The sequence below is a fragment of the Streptomyces sp. NBC_00557 genome, from assembly GCF_036345995.1.
Classification (GTDB): domain Bacteria; phylum Actinomycetota; class Actinomycetes; order Streptomycetales; family Streptomycetaceae; genus Streptomyces.
On record NZ_CP107796.1, the window covers coordinates 5870071 to 5886243 of the forward strand.

16 protein-coding genes are annotated in these 16173 nt (G+C 70.0%); 10 read left to right on the plus strand and 6 right to left on the minus strand.

What is annotated here, in order from left to right:
- Positions 1-11: 11 nt before the first annotated feature.
- Together OG956_RS25640 and OG956_RS25645 are read left to right on the plus strand one after the other, a co-directional pair.
- Positions 12-476: a MerR family transcriptional regulator gene (locus OG956_RS25640; protein ID WP_330340342.1), complete on the plus strand. Its 465-nt coding sequence runs from the start codon at positions 12-14 to the stop codon at positions 474-476.
- Positions 473-1489 carry an aldo/keto reductase gene (locus OG956_RS25645; RefSeq protein ID WP_330340343.1) on the plus strand — a complete coding sequence of 339 codons (1017 nt, stop codon included), beginning with the start codon at positions 473-475 and terminating at the stop codon, positions 1487-1489. Before OG956_RS25640 ends, OG956_RS25645 begins: the two co-directional genes overlap by 4 nt.
- 1 nt (position 1490) lies before the next feature.
- Here the strand turns inward: OG956_RS25645 and OG956_RS25650 are convergent, their stop codons facing one another.
- The 3 genes from OG956_RS25650 to OG956_RS25660 form a co-directional block, all read right to left on the minus strand.
- Entirely contained in the window at positions 1491-2339 is an 849-nt protein-coding gene (locus tag OG956_RS25650) for a DUF4429 domain-containing protein (protein WP_330340344.1), read from the minus strand.
- 66 nt (positions 2340-2405) lie between these two features.
- A complete protein-coding gene (locus tag OG956_RS25655) occupies positions 2406-3623 on the minus strand; it encodes an alpha/beta hydrolase (protein WP_330340345.1) in 1218 nt (405 codons plus the stop codon).
- Between the two features lie 83 nt (positions 3624-3706).
- Positions 3707-4342 (minus strand): TetR family transcriptional regulator, encoded by a 636-nt coding sequence (locus tag OG956_RS25660; protein WP_330340346.1) that lies wholly within the window; start codon positions 4340-4342, stop codon positions 3707-3709.
- 66 nt (positions 4343-4408) lie between these two features.
- Between OG956_RS25660 and OG956_RS25665 the strand changes: the two genes are divergently transcribed.
- Together OG956_RS25665 and OG956_RS25670 are read left to right on the plus strand one after the other, a co-directional pair.
- Positions 4409-6028: an MFS transporter gene (locus tag OG956_RS25665; RefSeq protein ID WP_330340347.1), complete on the plus strand. Its 1620-nt coding sequence runs from the start codon at positions 4409-4411 to the stop codon at positions 6026-6028.
- Positions 6029-6268: 240 nt separating this feature from the next.
- Entirely contained in the window at positions 6269-6574 is a 306-nt protein-coding gene (locus tag OG956_RS25670) for a small hydrophobic protein (protein WP_330342946.1), read from the plus strand.
- Positions 6575-6663: 89 nt separating this feature from the next.
- Here OG956_RS25670 and OG956_RS25675 read toward each other — a convergent pair whose 3' ends face one another.
- Complete coding sequence (locus OG956_RS25675; RefSeq protein WP_330340348.1) at positions 6664-7407, minus strand: ion channel; 744 nt, start codon at positions 7405-7407, stop codon at positions 6664-6666.
- Between the two features lie 127 nt (positions 7408-7534).
- Entirely contained in the window at positions 7535-10282 is a 2748-nt protein-coding gene (gene aceE, locus OG956_RS25680; protein ID WP_330340349.1) for a pyruvate dehydrogenase (acetyl-transferring), homodimeric type, read from the minus strand.
- 416 nt (positions 10283-10698) lie between these two features.
- Between aceE and OG956_RS25685 the strand changes: the two genes are divergently transcribed.
- The 6 genes from OG956_RS25685 (at position 10699) to OG956_RS25710 (ending at position 15277) form a co-directional block, all read left to right on the plus strand.
- Positions 10699-11136, plus strand: coding sequence for a DUF3052 domain-containing protein (locus OG956_RS25685; RefSeq protein ID WP_330340350.1), 438 nt, complete (start codon positions 10699-10701; stop codon positions 11134-11136).
- Between the two features lie 132 nt (positions 11137-11268).
- Complete coding sequence (locus OG956_RS25690; RefSeq protein WP_330340351.1) at positions 11269-11727, plus strand: peroxiredoxin; 459 nt, start codon at positions 11269-11271, stop codon at positions 11725-11727.
- A gap of 138 nt (positions 11728-11865) precedes the next feature.
- Positions 11866-12441 carry a calcium homeostasis/redox stress adaptation protein gene (locus OG956_RS25695; RefSeq protein ID WP_330340352.1) on the plus strand — a complete coding sequence of 192 codons (576 nt, stop codon included), beginning with the start codon at positions 11866-11868 and terminating at the stop codon, positions 12439-12441.
- 106 nt (positions 12442-12547) lie between these two features.
- The gene (locus tag OG956_RS25700) at positions 12548-13126 is read left to right on the plus strand and encodes a TerD family protein (RefSeq protein ID WP_330340353.1); all 579 of its coding nucleotides are present in this window, start codon (positions 12548-12550) and stop codon (positions 13124-13126) included.
- A 132-nt stretch (positions 13127-13258) separates the two neighbouring features.
- Positions 13259-14398 (plus strand): DUF475 domain-containing protein, encoded by a 1140-nt coding sequence (locus OG956_RS25705; RefSeq protein WP_330340354.1) that lies wholly within the window; start codon positions 13259-13261, stop codon positions 14396-14398.
- Positions 14399-14542: 144 nt separating this feature from the next.
- A complete protein-coding gene (locus OG956_RS25710) occupies positions 14543-15277 on the plus strand; it encodes a TerD family protein (RefSeq protein WP_330340355.1) in 735 nt (244 codons plus the stop codon).
- Between the two features lie 11 nt (positions 15278-15288).
- Here the strand turns inward: OG956_RS25710 and OG956_RS25715 are convergent, their stop codons facing one another.
- Complete coding sequence (locus tag OG956_RS25715) at positions 15289-16032, minus strand: TerD family protein (RefSeq protein WP_330340356.1); 744 nt, start codon at positions 16030-16032, stop codon at positions 15289-15291.
- Positions 16033-16173: the final 141 nt, after the last annotated feature.

Sequence of the window (16173 nt, forward strand, 5' to 3'; positions counted from 1 at the left end):
GCGTGGAGGCCATGACGGTGATGCAGACCACGCCAGCGGACACCGCACGAACAGCCCCCGCCGACATCTGCTCCGCCCCGCCCAGACGCCATCCGCGCCCCGACGGCCAGGACCGCTACACGATCAGCGAGGTCGTGGCGTTCACCGGCCTGACCGCGCACACCCTGCGCTGGTACGAGCGGATCGGCCTGATGCCGCACGTCGACCGCTCGCACACCGGCCAGCGGCGCTACAGCAACCGCGACCTGGACTGGCTGGACTTCGTGACCAAGCTGCGGCTGACCGGCATGCCGGTCGCGGACATGGTCCGGTACGCGGAGCTGGTCCGGGAGGGCGAGAGCACCTACGCCGAACGGCGGGAACTGCTGGAGTCGACCCGCAGGGACGTGCTGAACCGGATCGCCGAGCTGCGCGACACGCTCGCCGTGCTCGACCGCAAGATCAGCTTCTACGCGACGGAGGGGACCACGCGATGACCGACGCCAGGATTCCGGCCGTACGGCTCGGCGCGGGCGGACCGGAGGTGGGCGTCCAGGGCCTCGGCTGCATGGGCATGAGCTTCGCGTACGGCCCCACGGACGCCGGCCAGGCGCGCGCCGCGCTGGAGCGGGCGCTGGAGCTGGGCGTGACGCTGTACGACACGGCCGACGCCTACGGCGCGGGGGAGAACGAGCGCTTCCTCGCGCCCTTCTTCGCGGCGCACCGCGACGAGGTGGTGATCGCCACCAAGTTCGCGCTGTCGATCCCGGAGGACGACCCGACCAAGCGGGTCATCCGCAACGACGCCCCCTACATCCGCCAGGCCGTCGAGGGCAGCCTGAAGCGGCTCGGCGTCGACGTGATCGACCTCTACTACATGCACCGGCGCGATGTGAACGTCCCCATCGAGGAGACCGTCGGCACGATGGCGGAGCTGGTCCGCGAGGGCAAGGTCAAGCACCTCGGGCTGAGCGAGGTCACCGCCGACGAGCTGCGCGCCGCGCACGCCGTGCACCCGATCGCGGCCGTGCAGTCGGAGTGGTCGCTGTTCAGCCGGGACATCGAGGCGAGGGTCGTGCCGGCCGCGCGGGACCTGGGCGTCGCCCTCGTGCCGTACTCGCCGCTCGGCCGCGGCTTCCTCACCGGCTCCTTCACCCGCGCCGAACAGGAGCTGACCGCCGACGACTTCCGCCGTCAGCAGCCCCGCTTCACCGGCGCCAACGCGACCGCCAACGCCGCCCTGCTGGAGCCGGTCCGCGCCGCCGCCGAGGCCCACGGCGCCACCCTCGGCCAGGTCGCCCTGGCCTGGGTGCAGCAGCGGGCGACGGTCGACGCCCTCCCGGTGGTGCCCATCCCGGGCACCCGCAAGCCGCAGCGGGTGGAGGAGAACGTGGCGGCGACCGCCCTCACCCTGACCGACGAGGAACTGGCCCTGCTGGAGCCGATCGCGGGCAAGGTGGCGGGCGAGCGCTACGCGGACATGGCGTTCACCTCCGCGGGCCGCGAATAGCTCACAGCTCCGCCAGCAACTCCGCCTTCTTGGAGGAGAATTCCTCGTCGGTGACCAGCCCGGCCTGGTGCAGCTCGCCCAGGTGCCGGATCCGCTCGGCGATGTCGGCGGGGTCGCGCCGCGACGGGGCCGGTGCCACGGGCACCGGCCCCCTGGTGCGTACGGCGGCGAGGACGGCCGCCGCGAACGGCAGCGACTCGTGCACCGGCCCGTATCCCAGCCCGAACACCACCGCGGCCGGATCCTGGTCGGCCGGCACGGGCGCCGCCGCCTCGGCCGACCTGCGCAGCAGGCGGAGATGCCCCTCGAACACCTCCGGCGAGCGCCACTCCACCCCGCTCAGCTCCGTGACCGGGTAACTCTGGTCGCCCGCCTTCCACTTCGCCGACGACGCACCCGTCCACGACCAGCGGAACTGCACCGCCGTACCGTCGAAGCTCGCCTTGCCGTCGTACGCCTTGAAGGACAGCGGCACCTCGGGCGCGGCCACCAGGTGGTGCTCCACGGGCCCCGACTCGGTCAACAGCCCCTTCAACTCGTCCGCGTAGTACTCGGCGAGCGTCTCCCGCTCGGCCGGCAGCACCAGCCGGTACGGGTCCGAGCCCTCCTTCAGCTGCCCGGCCGCCGCCTCCATCAGCGGATCCGCGCCGGCCCGCGGCAGCAGCCGCAGGACAACCGTGCCGCGCTTGCCCGGACCGATCGTCACGCCCTCGACCGCGGACAGCGGGATGCGCCGCTCCCCGAGCGCCTGGAACAGCTTCGGTGCCCGAATCCCCCGTTCGTAACGGATGAGCACGGAGTCGGACTCGAACTCCCAGACGGCATGAAATCCCGCCAGTACGTCACCCATGCGGCTCATCGTATGCGGCACGTGCTCCTCCGTCGCCACCCGCGCAGACCGCACTTCCTGTTGTTTCTACGCGCGTCCGGCGGGAGACGCGCCGGAAAGACCGGCTCGGCACGCGTCGTTGTCGTGGGCGCACGTCACCGCGTCGTACGCCCCGACGGCCACGTCGGCCAGGTTGCGCAGACTGTCCGTGCCCGGCTGGAAATAGCCGGCGTGACCCCGCGCGTCCCGGGCGGACAGCACCCGCGCGCCGAACGCGGACGACACCGGATCGGCGCCGTGCCCGAGCCCGCCGAGCTCCAGATACGGCACGTCCTGGATCCAGTCGCTCGCGTCGCGCATCGCCCACACCCGCGCCCCGGTGCCCAGGTGCGAGGCGCTGGAGACCCGCATGCCGGGGCTCGCCGCCACCGCTATGTCGGTGACCCGGCGGGGCATCGCGTGCGCCGCGACCCCGCAGACCACCGAGCCGTAGCTGTGGCAGACCATCGCCACCGGGGCCCGCCCGGGCAGGGCGTCCAGCAGGGCGTCCAGCCGTACGGCGCCCTCCGCGGCGCGCCCGCCGGTCGCCGCGTCCATGCCGAGCCCGTCGGGGGCGGTGTAGTCGGCCCAGGCGATCACGGCCGTACGGACCGCGGGGCTCTGGGCGCGCTCCGCCGCGTACAGCGCCTTGGCCATGCCGACCGGGGCGGTGTACGGGCGGCCCGTCTTCTGGAAGGTGAGCAGATCGGTGTCGACGCCGGGGACGACGACGGCGATCCGCTCGGCCTTGTCGAGGCTTCCGAACACCTCCGCGATCCGGCCCGAGCCCTCGGGGTCGAAGGCCAGGATGTGCCGGCCGGCGGTCAGCAGCGACTCGTAGCGGTGCATACGGATGCCCGCGTCCTGCTGGCCGGCCGCGCTGAGCCGGCTGTCGTGCATGCGTTTGCGCTCGACCTCGCGCTGCTGCTCCAGCGCCACGTGGTTGGCGCGGTAGCGCAGGGTGACGGGCGCGCCGTTCATGTTGCCGACCGCGAGCGGGTAGCGGCGGGCGAGACGGCGCTGGTCCTCCGGCGAGAGGGAGGCGAAGAAACGGCTGAGCACGGCCGGTGCGGCATGCGGGTCCGGCAGATGGAGGCCGTGGACGCTGCCCTGCTCCCACTCGGCGAGCGAGGCCTGCAGTGCGGTCGACTCCCGGTGGCTGCGCAGGGCGGTCCAGCCGGTGGTCGCGAGCATCACGAACACCACGGCCAGCGCCAGCAGCGCGCGCCAGACGTTCAGTTGCGGGGAGGTGTCGAAGGAAGTCACTGGGAGGACACACTAGGAGAACGAGAGGGTCTCGGGGTAACCGAGTGACCGGTATCACGTTTCGACGGGCATCGAACGAGTCGTCAACGATCTTCTGACGTGCGCCACTTCCCGGTGAGCGCCGAAGCCACCTGGTCGAGGTAGGACGCGGTGAGTTGACGCATGGCGTCCAGGCTGAAGTCGTCGCCCGTGGACCACTGCCGCTCCGTGACCCTTATCACGCCGCCGAACACGGCCACGGCCAGCCTGGGCCGCGGGTCGGCGTCCACGTCCACGCCCTCGCGCTCGGCCAGCAGCCGGGCGATCGTCTCCTCCGTCGCAGCCGAGCGGCGCAGGTGCGCGGCGAGCAGCGCGGGCGTCGACTCGATCGTGCGGTACATGCGCAGATACAGCTCGACCGGGACGCACGTCTCCACCGTCTCCCGGATCGCGTCCCACCCCTCCAGGACCGCCTGCCGCAGCGCGTCCAGTGGCGCCTCGTGCGGCGGACGCGCGCGTACGGCGTCGACGAAGCGCGCCTCCGTCATCTCCTGGACCGCGAACGCCGCGTCCTCCTTGCCGGCGAAGTAGCGGAAGAAGGTGCGCTGCGAGACGTCGGCGGCCTCGGCGATCTCGTCGACGGTCGTGTGCTCGTACCCCTGGGTCGTGAACAGCTCGAGGGCGGCCCGCAGCAGCGCTTCCCGGGTGCGCTGTTTCTTGCGTTCGCGCAGCGTTTCCATAGGTGTCAGTTACTGACGGATGAAATCGTTTGTCAAATGTCAGAGGCTGTCACTAGCCTCATGGGTATGACTAGTCAGACCACCATCGATGCGACGGGGCCGGAGGGCGCGGCGCCCAAGGCCCCGCTCGAGTCGCCTCCGGCCGGGGGGCTGCGCGGCCATCCCTGGCTCACCCTGATCACCGTCGCCGTCGGCGTCATGATGGTGGCCCTCGACGGCACCATCGTGGCCATCGCCAACCCGGCGATCCAGAAGGACCTGGGGGCCACCTTCGCCCAGGTGCAGTGGATCACCAACGGCTACTTCCTCGCCCTCGCGGTCTCCCTGATCACCGCGGGCAAGCTCGGCGACCGCTTCGGCCACCGGCAGACCTTCCTCATCGGCGTCACCGGCTTCGCCGCCGCCTCCGGCGCCATCGGCCTGTCCCACAGCATCGCCGCGGTCGTCACGTTCCGCGTGTTCCAGGGCCTGTTCGGCGCGCTGCTGATGCCGGCCGCGCTCGGCCTGCTGCGGGCCACCTTCCCGGCCGAGAAGCTCAACATGGCCATCGGCATCTGGGGCATGGTGATCGGCGCGTCCACCGCGGGCGGCCCGATCCTCGGCGGCGTCCTCGTCGAGCACGTCGACTGGCAGTCGGTGTTCTTCATCAACGTGCCGGTGGGAGCGCTCGCCCTGCTCCTGGGCGTGCTGATCCTGCTCGACCACCGCGCGGAGAACGCCCCGCGCTCCTTCGACCTGCTCGGCATCGCGCTGCTCTCCGGCGCGATGTTCTGCCTGGTCTGGGCCCTGATCAAGGCCCCGACCTGGGGCTGGGGCGACGGCAGGACGTGGTTGTTCATCGGCGCGTCCGCGGTGCTCTTCGCCGTGTTCTCGTTCTGGGAGACCAGGGTCGAGGAGCCGCTGATCCCGCTGGGTCTCTTCCGCTCGGTCCCGCTCTCGGCCGGTGTCGTCCTGATGGTCCTGATGGCCATCGCGTTCATGGGAGGCCTGTTCTTCGTCACCTTCTACCTGCAGAACGTGCACGGCATGAGCCCCATCGACGCGGGCCTGCACCTGCTGCCGCTCACCGGCATGATGATCGTCGGCTCGCCGCTCGCCGGCGCCGCGATCACCAAGCTCGGCCCGCGCATCCCGCTGGCCGGCGGCATGGCCGCGACCGCGATCGCCATGTACGGCATGTCGACGCTCCAGGCCGGCACCGGCAGCGGTGTGATGTCCGTCTGGTTCGCGCTCCTCGGCCTCGGCCTCGCGCCGGTCATGGTCGGCGCGACGGAGGTCATCGTCGGCAACGCCCCGATGGAGCTGTCCGGCGTCGCCGGCGGCCTCCAGCAGGCGGCCATGCAGATCGGCGGCAGCCTCGGTACGGCCGTCCTGGGCGCCGTGATGGCCTCCAAGGTGGACAGCGACCTGCCGGGCAACTGGGCGGGCGCGGGCCTGCCGAAGCTGACGCCGGATCAGCTGGACAAGGCCTCCGAGGCGGTCCAGGTCGGTGTCGCCCCGGTGCCGAAGGGCGTGCCGGAGCAGATCGCCGCGAAGATCACCGAGGTCGCCCACCACACCTTCATCTCCGGCATGAGCCTCGCCTCCCTGGTCGCGGCGGGCGTGGCGGCGGTCGCCGTTCTGGTCGCGCTGCTCACCAAGCGGGGCGCGAACGCGGAGGCCGGCGCGGGCGTTGGCCACATCTGAGGCCGCCTCCCCGCCGGATCCGGCTGCGGAGTTCGCCTATCAGGGTGACTCCGCTAAAGATCGCTCGCACCGGCGCGCGCCACGGGTCACAGTTGGTCAAGTCCTCCGCAGGGCATGGGAGGACGCCGGGCCGTGGCGCGCGCTGCTGGGAGGGGGGCAGCGCGCGCAGGTCTGCCGGCGGAGAACCGGGGTACCCGCACATCGAAGCCGAACTGTCCATACGGCCTCAGGGAGTTGATGATGGCAGGCTTCGGGCACGGAACGCGCGGGTACCCCCGGTCACGTGGCCGCACGTGGCACCGGACCGGGCCGGACCGTGCGACGCTCGGCATCATCGGCACGATCTGTGCCGTGGCCGGTTTCTTCGCCCTGGGCATCGTCCTCGGCCCGGTGGCGGTGTTCTGCGGCTGGCAGTCCATGGGCCGCACCTGGTCCAACGACCGGAACGTCCCGGCTCTGGTGGCGCTGGTCCTGGGAGCGATCGACACGCTCCTGGCCATCGTCGCCCTGGCAGGCGCGGCGACCTGGGGCCACGGGCTGCTGTAGGCGAGGGGTCCCGGTTGCGGGGTGCGGGGGCCGCCCGACGCGCGACCGCGCACCCTGCGGCCGGCCGGCCGCCGCGGCTGGGCCACCGGTCAACTCCGTTGCTGCTCGCGCTCCTCGGTCAACCGGGCCACCTCGGCGCGCAGCAACCGCACCTCCTCGGCCAACTCGGCGATGGCCAGCGTCTGCCGCCGCTCCTCGGCGTCGTCCTTCTCGAACCGCGAGATGAACCACGCCGCGATGTTCGCGGTGACCACACCGAGCAGCGCGATCCCGGACAGCATCAGCCCGACGGCGATCATCCGCCCCAGCCCGGTCGTCGGCGCGTGATCCCCGTATCCCACGGTCGTCATCGTCGTGAACGACCACCACACCGCGTCACCCAGCGTCCGGATGTTCCCGTGCGGCGCGTCCCGCTCCACGGACAGCACGGCGAGCGACCCGAACATCAGCAGCCCGATCACGGCCCCGCCGACGTACGTCGTCAGCCGGATCTGCGAGGCCATCCGCGCCCGCCGCCCCACCAGCAGCAGCGTCGACACCATCCGCAGCAACCGCAGCGGCTGCAGCAGCGGCAGCACCACCGCGCACAGGTCCATCCAGTGCGTGCGGACGAACTCCCGCCGACGCGGGGTGAGCGCCAGCCGCATCAGGTAGTCCACCGCGAACGCGGCCCACACCACCCACTCCGTGGCGGTGCACACGACCGTCACGGAGCGGCGCGCGGGGTTGTCCACGATCGGCACGGCATAGGCGACGGCGAACGCCACCGCCAGCGCCAGCAGGGGGCGTTGGGTACGCCGCTCCCAACGCGCCTGCGCCGACCGCTCGTTCATACCCGCATCGTAAACGCGCCCCGAAGGGGGCGCGGGGAACTGCGCGACCAGCCCCCGCGCACCCGCACCCGGCAACGAACAAGCAGGCTCTCCCCAGATGCCGCCCGGCCGAAGCCGAGCGCCGCGGCTACGCGTCGCCGCCCGCCGCCCCCGGATCCGCCGCCGACACGTCCAGCAGCTGGTACCGGTCGATGGCCTGCTTCAGCACCGAGCGGTCGACCTTGCCCTCACGGGCCAGCTCGGTGAGCACCGCGACCACGATCGACTGGGCGTCGATGTGGAAGAAGCGGCGCGCCGCACCGCGCGTGTCGGCGAAGCCGAAGCCGTCCGCGCCCAGCGACTGGTACGTCCCCGGCACCCAGCGCGCGATCTGGTCCGGAACGGAGCGCATCCAGTCGGACACGGCCACGAACGGACCCTCGGCGCCGCCGAGCTTGCGCGTCACGTACGGCACCCGCTGCTCCTCCTCCGGGTGCAGCAGGTTGTGCTCCTCGCACGCCACCGCCTCGCGGCGCAGCTCGTTCCAGGAGGTGGCCGACCAGACGTCGGCGCGCACGTTCCACTCCGCGGCCAGGATCCGCTGCGCCTCCAGCGCCCACGGCACCGCCACGCCCGACGCCATGATCTGCGCCGGGACGGAGCCGCCGGTGCCGTCGCTCAGCTTGTAGACGCCCTTGAGGATGCCCTCGACGTCCACGTTCGCCGGCTCGGCCGGGTGCTGGATGGGCTCGTTGTAGACGGTCAGGTAGTAGAAGACGTCCTCGCCGTGCGGGTGCTCGGCGTCGCCGCCGTACATGCGGCGCAGGCCGTCCTTGACGATGTGCGCGATCTCGTACGCGTACGCCGGGTCGTACGCCACGCACGCCGGGTTGGTCGAGGCCAGCAGCTGGGAGTGGCCGTCCGCGTGCTGCAGACCCTCGCCGGTCAGGGTCGTACGGCCGGCCGTCGCGCCCAGGACGAAACCGCGTGCCAGCTGGTCGGCCATCTGCCAGAACTGGTCGCCGGTGCGCTGGAAACCGAACATCGAGTAGAAGACGTAGACCGGGATCAGCGGCTCGCCGTGCGTGGCGTAGGCCGAGCCGGCCGCGATGAGGGAGGCCGTGCAGCCCGCCTCGGAGATGCCGTCGTGCAGCATCTGGCCGGTCGGCGACTCCTTGTAGGCGAGCAGCAGGTCCCGGTCGACCGCCTCGTACTGCTGGCCGAGCGGGTTGTAGATCTTCGCGCTCGGGAAGAAGGAGTCCATGCCGAACGTGCGGTACTCGTCCGGCGCGATCAGCACGAACCGCTTGCCGATCTCCTTGTCCCGCATGAGGTCCTTCAGGAGCCGGACGAACGCCATCGTCGTGGCGATGGACTGCTGGCCCGAGCCCTTCTTCACCGTCGCGTACACCTTGTCGTCCGGCAGCGCGAGCGGCTTGGAGCGCACGACGCGCGTGGGGACGTACCCGCCGCACGCCTTGCGCATGTCGTGCATGTACTGGATCTCCTCGGTGTCCCGGCCCGGGTGGTAGTACGGCGGCGCGCCGGACTCCAGCTCCTTGTCGGAGATCGGCAGGTGCAGCCGGTCCCGGAAGCGCTTGAGGTCGTCGACCGTCAGCTTCTTCATCTGGTGCGTGGCGTTGCGGCCCTCGAAGTTCGGGCCCAGCGTCCAGCCCTTGACCGTCTTGGCCAGGATGACCGTCGGCTGGCCCTTGTGCTCCAGGGCCGCCTTGTACGCGGCGTAGATCTTCCGGTGGTCGTGACCGCCGCGGCCCAGCATCAGGATCTGGTGGTCGGTCATGTTCTCGACCATCGCGCGCAGCCGTACGTCGTCGCCGAAGAAGTGCTCGCGGATGTACGCGCCGGACTCGGTGGCGTAGGTCTGGAACTGGCCGTCCGGCGTGGTGTTCATCTTGTTGACCAGCACGCCGTCGCGGTCCTGCGCGAGCAGCGGGTCCCAGGTGCGGTCCCAGATCAGCTTGATCACGTTCCAGCCGGCGCCGCGGAAGATGGACTCCAGCTCCTGGATGATCTTGCCGTTGCCGCGCACCGGGCCGTCGAGCCGCTGCAGGTTGCAGTTGACCACGAAGGTCAGGTTGTCCAGGCCCTCGCGCGCGGCGATGGACAGCTGGCCGAGCGACTCCGGCTCGTCCATCTCGCCGTCGCCGAGGAAGGCCCACACGTGGGACTTGGAGGTGTCGGCGATCCCGCGCGCGTGCATGTAGCGGTTCATCCGCGCCTGGTAGATCGCGGCGAGCGGGCCGAGGCCCATGGAGACCGTCGGGAACTCCCAGAAGTCCGGCATGGAGCGCGGGTGCGGGTAGCTGGACAGGCCGTTGGGGTACTTGGACTTCTCCTGGCGGAAGCCGTCCAGCTGGTCCTCGGTGAGCCGGTCGAGCAGGTACGCGCGCGCGTAGATGCCCGGCGAGGCGTGGCCCTGGAAGAAGACCTGGTCGCCGCCGTCGCCCTCGTCCTTGCCGCGGAAGAAGTGGTTGAACCCGACGTCGTACAGCGAGGCGGAGGAGGCGAAGGTGGCGATGTGGCCGCCGACGCCGATGCCGGGACGCTGGGCGCGCGAGACCATCACCGCGGCGTTCCAGCGGGTGGCGTTGAGGATCTTGCGCTCGATCTCCTCGTTGCCCGGGAAGAACGGCTCGTCCTTGGTGGCGATGGTGTTGACGTAGTCCGTGCTGCGCATCTCGGGCACGGCGACGCGTCGCTCGCGGGCGCGCTCGATCAGCCGCAGCATGAGATAGCGGGCCCGCTCCCGGCCGCGCTCGTCGACGGCGGCGTCCAGGGAGTCGAGCCACTCCTGGGTTTCCTCGGGATCGAAGTCAGGAACCTGACTCGGAAGGCCGCCAATGATGATCGGATTGCGATCGGATCCGGAAGCCACGCTGTTCCTTACCTGTCGGAGGGCCGATTTTTCACTCGTGCTGCACCGTTCCCCATCGTGTACCTCGGGACGGCGTACGTCATCTCCTCGGTGCCGTGGCGCTGTCTCCCGCGGGTCAAAACGCAACGATACGCCCGGGGTGTGACGTGCTTGGCAAAGTTGTTCGAGGGGCGTATCACTGGATGATTCCGAGAGGATTCCAAACAGGGCAAAGCGGGCACATCGGTGTGATGTGGGTCGCTGATAATCGGGATACGGTGCCAGGAGTTGCGTCGACACGGCCGGGATCGTCACCGTTTCGGCGGTCCGGAGGGCCGGGTACTTGCGCGATCCGCCCCGCCCGTGTGGACTACGGCCAATGCTTCGCGCACGCGCGTGGCTGAGATACTCACCAAGACATGATCAGGAGGCAACCCGTGAGCGCGACCGCGGACCACGCGGAGGAGCGGACGAACCCTGCCGCCAGGCTGGGGTTCCAGCCCGGGCAGGTGGTCCAGGAGATCGGCTACGACGACGACGTCGATCAGGAGCTCCGCGAGGCCATCGAGGAAGCCATCGAGGGCGACCTCATGGACGAGGACTTCGACGACGTGGCCGACGCCGTTGTGCTGTGGTTCCGTGACGACGACGGCGACCTGACGGATGCGCTGGTGGATGCCACCACGTACATCGAAGAGGGCGGCGCGATCCTGCTCCTCACGCCGAAGACCGGCCGTGCGGGGTACGTGGAGCCGAGCGACATCCAGGACGCCGCCACGACGGCCGGCCTGACGGCGTCGAAGAGCGTCAGCGTGGGCAAGGACTGGAGCGGAAGCCGCCTGGCCACGCCGAAGGCCGCCAAGTCCAAGAGGTGATCTTCGCCGTGTGAGCGGACGGGCCGGTCTTCGCCCCGGCCCGTCCCCGGCTCCCCGGTGATCGCTGCGTAGGGTGGACCCGAGCGTTTGCTGTGCGCTCACCCGAACAGCCCACCGAAGGGATGCACGACGATGGCGATCCAGGTCGGCGACAAGGCGCCCGACTTCGAGCTCAAGGACAACCACGGCCGCACCGTGAAGCTCTCGGACTTCCGCGGCGAGAAGAACGTGGTCCTGCTCTTCTACCCCTTCGCCTTCACCGGTGTGTGCACCGGTGAGCTGTGCGAGCTGCGCGACAACCTGCCGAAGTTCTCCGACCGCGGGACGCAGGTGCTCGCCGTCTCCAACGACTCCATCCACACCCTGCGCGTCTTCGCCGAGCAGGAGGGCCTGGAGTACCCGCTGCTCAGCGACTTCTGGCCGCACGGCAACGTCTCGCGCGCGTACGGCGTCTTCGACGAGGACAAGGGATGCGCCGTCCGGGGCACCTTCATCATCGACAAGGAGGGCGTCGTGCGGTGGACCGTGGTCAACGGCCTGCCGGACGCGCGCGACCTGAACGACTACGTGAAGGCGCTCGACACCCTGTAGGCCGACCGTGGCCGACATCCGCGCTGCCGCGGGTCCAGGGCCTGCGGGGGGCGGGAACCCGTCACTAGGATCGGCTCGTTGATCCCCTATCCGAAGCACGACGGGGCTCCCCGCCCCTGGACACCACATGGAGGACCCGTGGGAGTCAGCCTCAGCAAGGGCGGCAACGTATCGCTGACGAAGGAGGCCCCGGGCCTGACCGCCGTCATCGTCGGTCTGGGGTGGGACGTGCGCACCACGACCGGCACGGACTTCGACCTCGACGCCAGCGCGCTGCTGCTGAACAACTCCGGCAAGGTCGCCAGCGACCAGCACTTCGTCTTCTTCAACAACCTCAAGAGCCCCGACGGGTCGGTCGAGCACACCGGTGACAACCTCACCGGTGAGGGCGAGGGCGACGACGAGCAGATCAAGGTCAACCTCGCCGCCGTCCCGGCCGACATCGAGAAGATCGTCTTCCCGGTGTCGATCTACGACGCCGAGAACCGCCAGCAGTCCTTCGGCCAGGTCCGCAACGCCTTCATCCGCGTCGTGAACCAGGCCAACCAGCAGGAGATCGCCCGCTACGACCTGAGCGAGGACGCCTCCACCGAGACCGCCATGGTCTTCGGCGAGCTGTACCGGCACGGCGCGGAATGGAAGTTCCGCGCCATCGGCCAGGGGTACGCCTCGGGTCTGCGCGGCATCGCCCAGGACTTCGGCGTCAACGTCTGATCCCGGCAGGGATCCGGCACCTGTACCGTCCGGCGCCGCACCGTTTACGGGCGGCGCCGGACGCGCAGGACAACCAGGGAAGCACCACTAGGGGAGGACCAGCATCATGGGCGTCACGCTCGCCAAGGGAGGCAACGTCTCCCTCTCCAAAGCCGCACCGAACCTCACCAACGTCATGATCGGGCTCGGCTGGGACGCGCGTTCCACCACCGGCGCCCCCTTCGACCTGGACGCGAGCGCGCTGCTGTGCGGTGCGAACAACCGGGTGCTGGGCGACGAGTGGTTCGTCTTCTACAACCAGCTCAAGAGCCCCGAGGGGTCGGTCGAGCACACCGGTGACAACCTCACCGGTGAGGGCGAGGGCGACGACGAGACGATCCTGGTCGACCTCGCCAAGGTGCCCCCGCAGTGCGAGAAGATCGTCTTCCCGGTCTCCATCCACATGGCCGACGAGCGCGGCCAGACCTTCGGCCAGGTCTCGAACGCCTTCATCCGGGTCGTCAACCAGGCCGACGGCCAGGAGCTGGCCCGCTACGACCTGAGCGAGGACGCCTCCACCGAGACCGCCATGATCTTCGGCGAGCTCTACCGCTACCAGGGCGAATGGAAGTTCCGCGCCGTCGGCCAGGGCTATGCCTCGGGCCTGCGCGGCATCGCCCTGGACTTCGGGGTGAACGTTTCATAGCCCCCGGTACCGCCGGTAGGGTGCACGTCTAGACTCGGGGTCAACGTTTCGCAAAGCCGAGTGCGGCGTGGGGGAGACCCTTCCTCGGATTCCGCGGGGGAGGTACGCCCCCATCACACGATTGGGTAGCCAGTGCTTCTGAAAACCTTCGGCTGGTCGTTCGCGGTCACCGCGCTCGGCCTGGTCGCCGCGGTCTTCTACGGGGGGTGGGAGGCCTTCGGCGTCGTCGCCATCCTGGCCGTCCTCGAGATCTCCCTGTCGTTCGACAACGCCGTGGTCAACGCCGGCATTCTGAAGAAGATGAACGCCTTCTGGCAGAAGATCTTCCTCACCGTCGGCGTTCTGATCGCGGTCTTCGGCATGCGGCTGGTCTTCCCCGTCGTCATCGTCGCCCTCACCGCCAAGCTCAACCCGTACGACGCGGTCCACCTGGCCCTCACCGACAAGGACCGCTACCAGCAGCTCGTCACGGACGCCCACCCGGCCATCGCCGCCTTCGGCGGCATGTTCCTGCTGATGATCTTCCTGGACTTCATCTTCGAGGACCGGGACATCCAGTGGCTGCGCTGGATCGAGCGGCCCCTGGCCAAGCTCGGCAAGGTCGACATGCTGTCGGTCTGCATCTCGCTGATCGTCCTGCTCATCACCTCCTTCACCTTCGCCACCCACGCCCACCAGCACGGCGGCGCGCACGTGGACAAGGCCCAGACGGTCCTGATCGCCGGCATCGCCGGCCTGATCACCTACATGGTCGTCGGCGGTCTCTCGGGCTACTTCGAGGACCGGCTCGAGGAAGAGGAGGAGCGGGAGCACGAGGAGGAGGAAGAGGCCGCCCGCACCGGCAAGAAGCGCTCGCCGGTCGTCCTGGCCGGCCAGGCCGCGTTCTTCATGTTCCTCTACCTGGAGGTCCTGGACGCGTCCTTCTCCTTCGACGGTGTGATCGGCGCCTTCGCCATCACCAACGACATCGTGATGATGGCGCTCGGCCTCGGCATCGGCGCCATGTACGTCCGGTCCCTCACCGTCTACCTGGTCCGCCAGGGCACCCTCGACGACTACGTCTACCTGGAGCACGGCGCCCACTACGCCATCGGCGCCCTGGCCGTGATCCTCATGGTCACCATCCAGTACGAGATCAACGAGGTCATCACCGGTCTCGTCGGCGTCGTCCTGATCGCCTGGTCCTTCTGGTCCTCCGTCCGCCGCAACCGCGCCCTGGCGGCCGCCGGCGACGGCTCCGGCGAGAAGGCCGAGGTCTCCTCAGGGGTGTGATCCCCCGTCCCTTACGGGACAGATCCGGGCGGTGACGGGGTGTGGCACCGCGCCCGGCGAGGGAACGCTCTGAATCGGGGCGGCCGACGCGGTCGGCCGCCCCGAGCGTCATGGACGACGAGCACACGAACACCTGGGGCGGGAATGGGTCTCTTCGACGGGCTGCGCGGCGCCGGCGCCGCCGACTTCGACGCGGGCAACTCGGCGAACGGCATCGAACTCACCAAGCGGCACCAGACGGTGTCCCTCACCAAGCAGGGCGCGGCCACCGGCCACCTGCGCATCAACCTCACCTGGCGGATGCGCACCTCCGACTTCGACGCGGGCCGGCGCCAGAGCCTGCTGCGGCACCCCTTCAAGGCCCTCAGGCCGCCGGAGGTCCTCGGCCACGGCCAGAGCATGGTCAACGTCGACCTGGACCTGGGCTGCCTGTACGAACTGTCCGACGGCACGAAGGGCGTCGTCCAGCCGCTGGGCGGCTACCTCGGCGACGTCAACGCACCTCCGTACATCAAACTCAGCGGCGACGACCGGTTCGGCTCGGCCTCCGGCGAGACGATGTACATCAACCTCGACCACCGCGACGCCATCAAGCGGCTGCTGGTCTTCGTCTACATCTACGACCAGACCCCGGCCTTCGACCGCACCCACGCCATCGTCACCCTCTACCCGAGCAACGGCCCCCACATCGAGATAGGCCTCGACGAACGCCACCCCCAGGCCCGCTCCTGCGCCGTGGTGATGATCGAGAACGTCAAGGGGGAGCTGGTCGTCCGCCGCGAGGTGAAGTTCGTCTACGGCTTCCAGGGCGAGCTGGACCGGCTGTACGGGTGGGGGCTGCAGTGGGGCAGGGGCTACAAAACGAAGGTGGAGCGGTGAGGTAGCCGCGCTCACCGCCCGATGAACTGCGGCCCCTGCGGAGGCAACCGGAAGTCGGGGTCCACCGGTCCCACGGCCGCCGGCACCGGCGCGGGCTGCGGGTAGCCGTACGCCGGCGGAGCCGAGACCGGCTGCGGATAGCCGTACGCGGGCGGCTGCTGCGGCACCGCCGACGTCGGCTGCTCCGGCGCGACCGCCGGGCCCTCGCCCTCGGACTCGTCCACCGAGATGCCGAAGTCCGTGGCCAGCCCCTTCAGCCCGTTCGAATACCCCTCGCCCAGCGCGCGGAACTTCCAGCCCTCCCCGCGCCGGTACAGCTCACCGCAGATCAGCGCCGTCTCCGCGCCCGTCTCCGGCTTGATCTCGAACACGGCCAGCGGCTCGGCGTCGGCGACTGCCGCGTCGTACAGCAGGATGCACAGCGACGGCACCCGGTCGAAGGTGACGCCGTCGGCGGACGCGACCAGCAGGATCCGGGTGACGTCCGGCTCGACACCGGCCAGATCGGCCTGGACCGTGTCGGTCAGGCCCTCGGCGACCCGCTTCTTGCCCAGCCGCCACACCTTCCCGGAGGGGTGCCGTGGCTGGTTGTAGAAGACGAAGTCCTCATCGGAGCGCACACGGCCGTCGGGGCCCAGCAGCAGCGCCGAAGCGTCCACGTCCGGGACCGACTGCCCCGGCGTCCAGCGCAGCACGGCACGGACCGTGCCGGCTTCCAGAGGGACGTTCGACCCCTTCAGCATCGCGTGCGTCATGCGGTCATCCTGCCTTCTCGGTCCTGGCCACGACAATGCGGGGGGTAGTGTCCACAGCGGCGCGGACACGGGCGAGTTACCGGAAATTCATGCCCGCGGGGAACCTCCGACATGGGTCCCTACGTACTATTACCGGCCACC

Coding starts and splice junctions, on each gene's coding strand:
- OG956_RS25710 (WP_330340355.1), top strand. CDS start 14,543: ATGGGTCTCTTCGACGGGCTGCGCGGCGCCGGCGCCGCCGACTTCGAC.
- OG956_RS25675 (WP_330340348.1), bottom strand. CDS start 7,407: ATGAACGAGCGGTCGGCGCAGGCGCGTTGGGAGCGGCGTACCCAACGC.
- OG956_RS25660 (WP_330340346.1), bottom strand. CDS start 4,342: ATGGAAACGCTGCGCGAACGCAAGAAACAGCGCACCCGGGAAGCGCTG.
- OG956_RS25645 (WP_330340343.1), top strand. CDS start 473: ATGACCGACGCCAGGATTCCGGCCGTACGGCTCGGCGCGGGCGGACCG.
- OG956_RS25640 (WP_330340342.1), top strand. CDS start 12: ATGACGGTGATGCAGACCACGCCAGCGGACACCGCACGAACAGCCCCC.
- OG956_RS25670 (WP_330342946.1), top strand. CDS start 6,269: ATGGCAGGCTTCGGGCACGGAACGCGCGGGTACCCCCGGTCACGTGGC.
- OG956_RS25650 (WP_330340344.1), bottom strand. CDS start 2,339: ATGGGTGACGTACTGGCGGGATTTCATGCCGTCTGGGAGTTCGAGTCC.
- OG956_RS25690 (WP_330340351.1), top strand. CDS start 11,269: ATGGCGATCCAGGTCGGCGACAAGGCGCCCGACTTCGAGCTCAAGGAC.
- OG956_RS25665 (WP_330340347.1), top strand. CDS start 4,409: ATGACTAGTCAGACCACCATCGATGCGACGGGGCCGGAGGGCGCGGCG.
- OG956_RS25715 (WP_330340356.1), bottom strand. CDS start 16,032: ATGACGCACGCGATGCTGAAGGGGTCGAACGTCCCTCTGGAAGCCGGC.
- OG956_RS25700 (WP_330340353.1), top strand. CDS start 12,548: ATGGGCGTCACGCTCGCCAAGGGAGGCAACGTCTCCCTCTCCAAAGCC.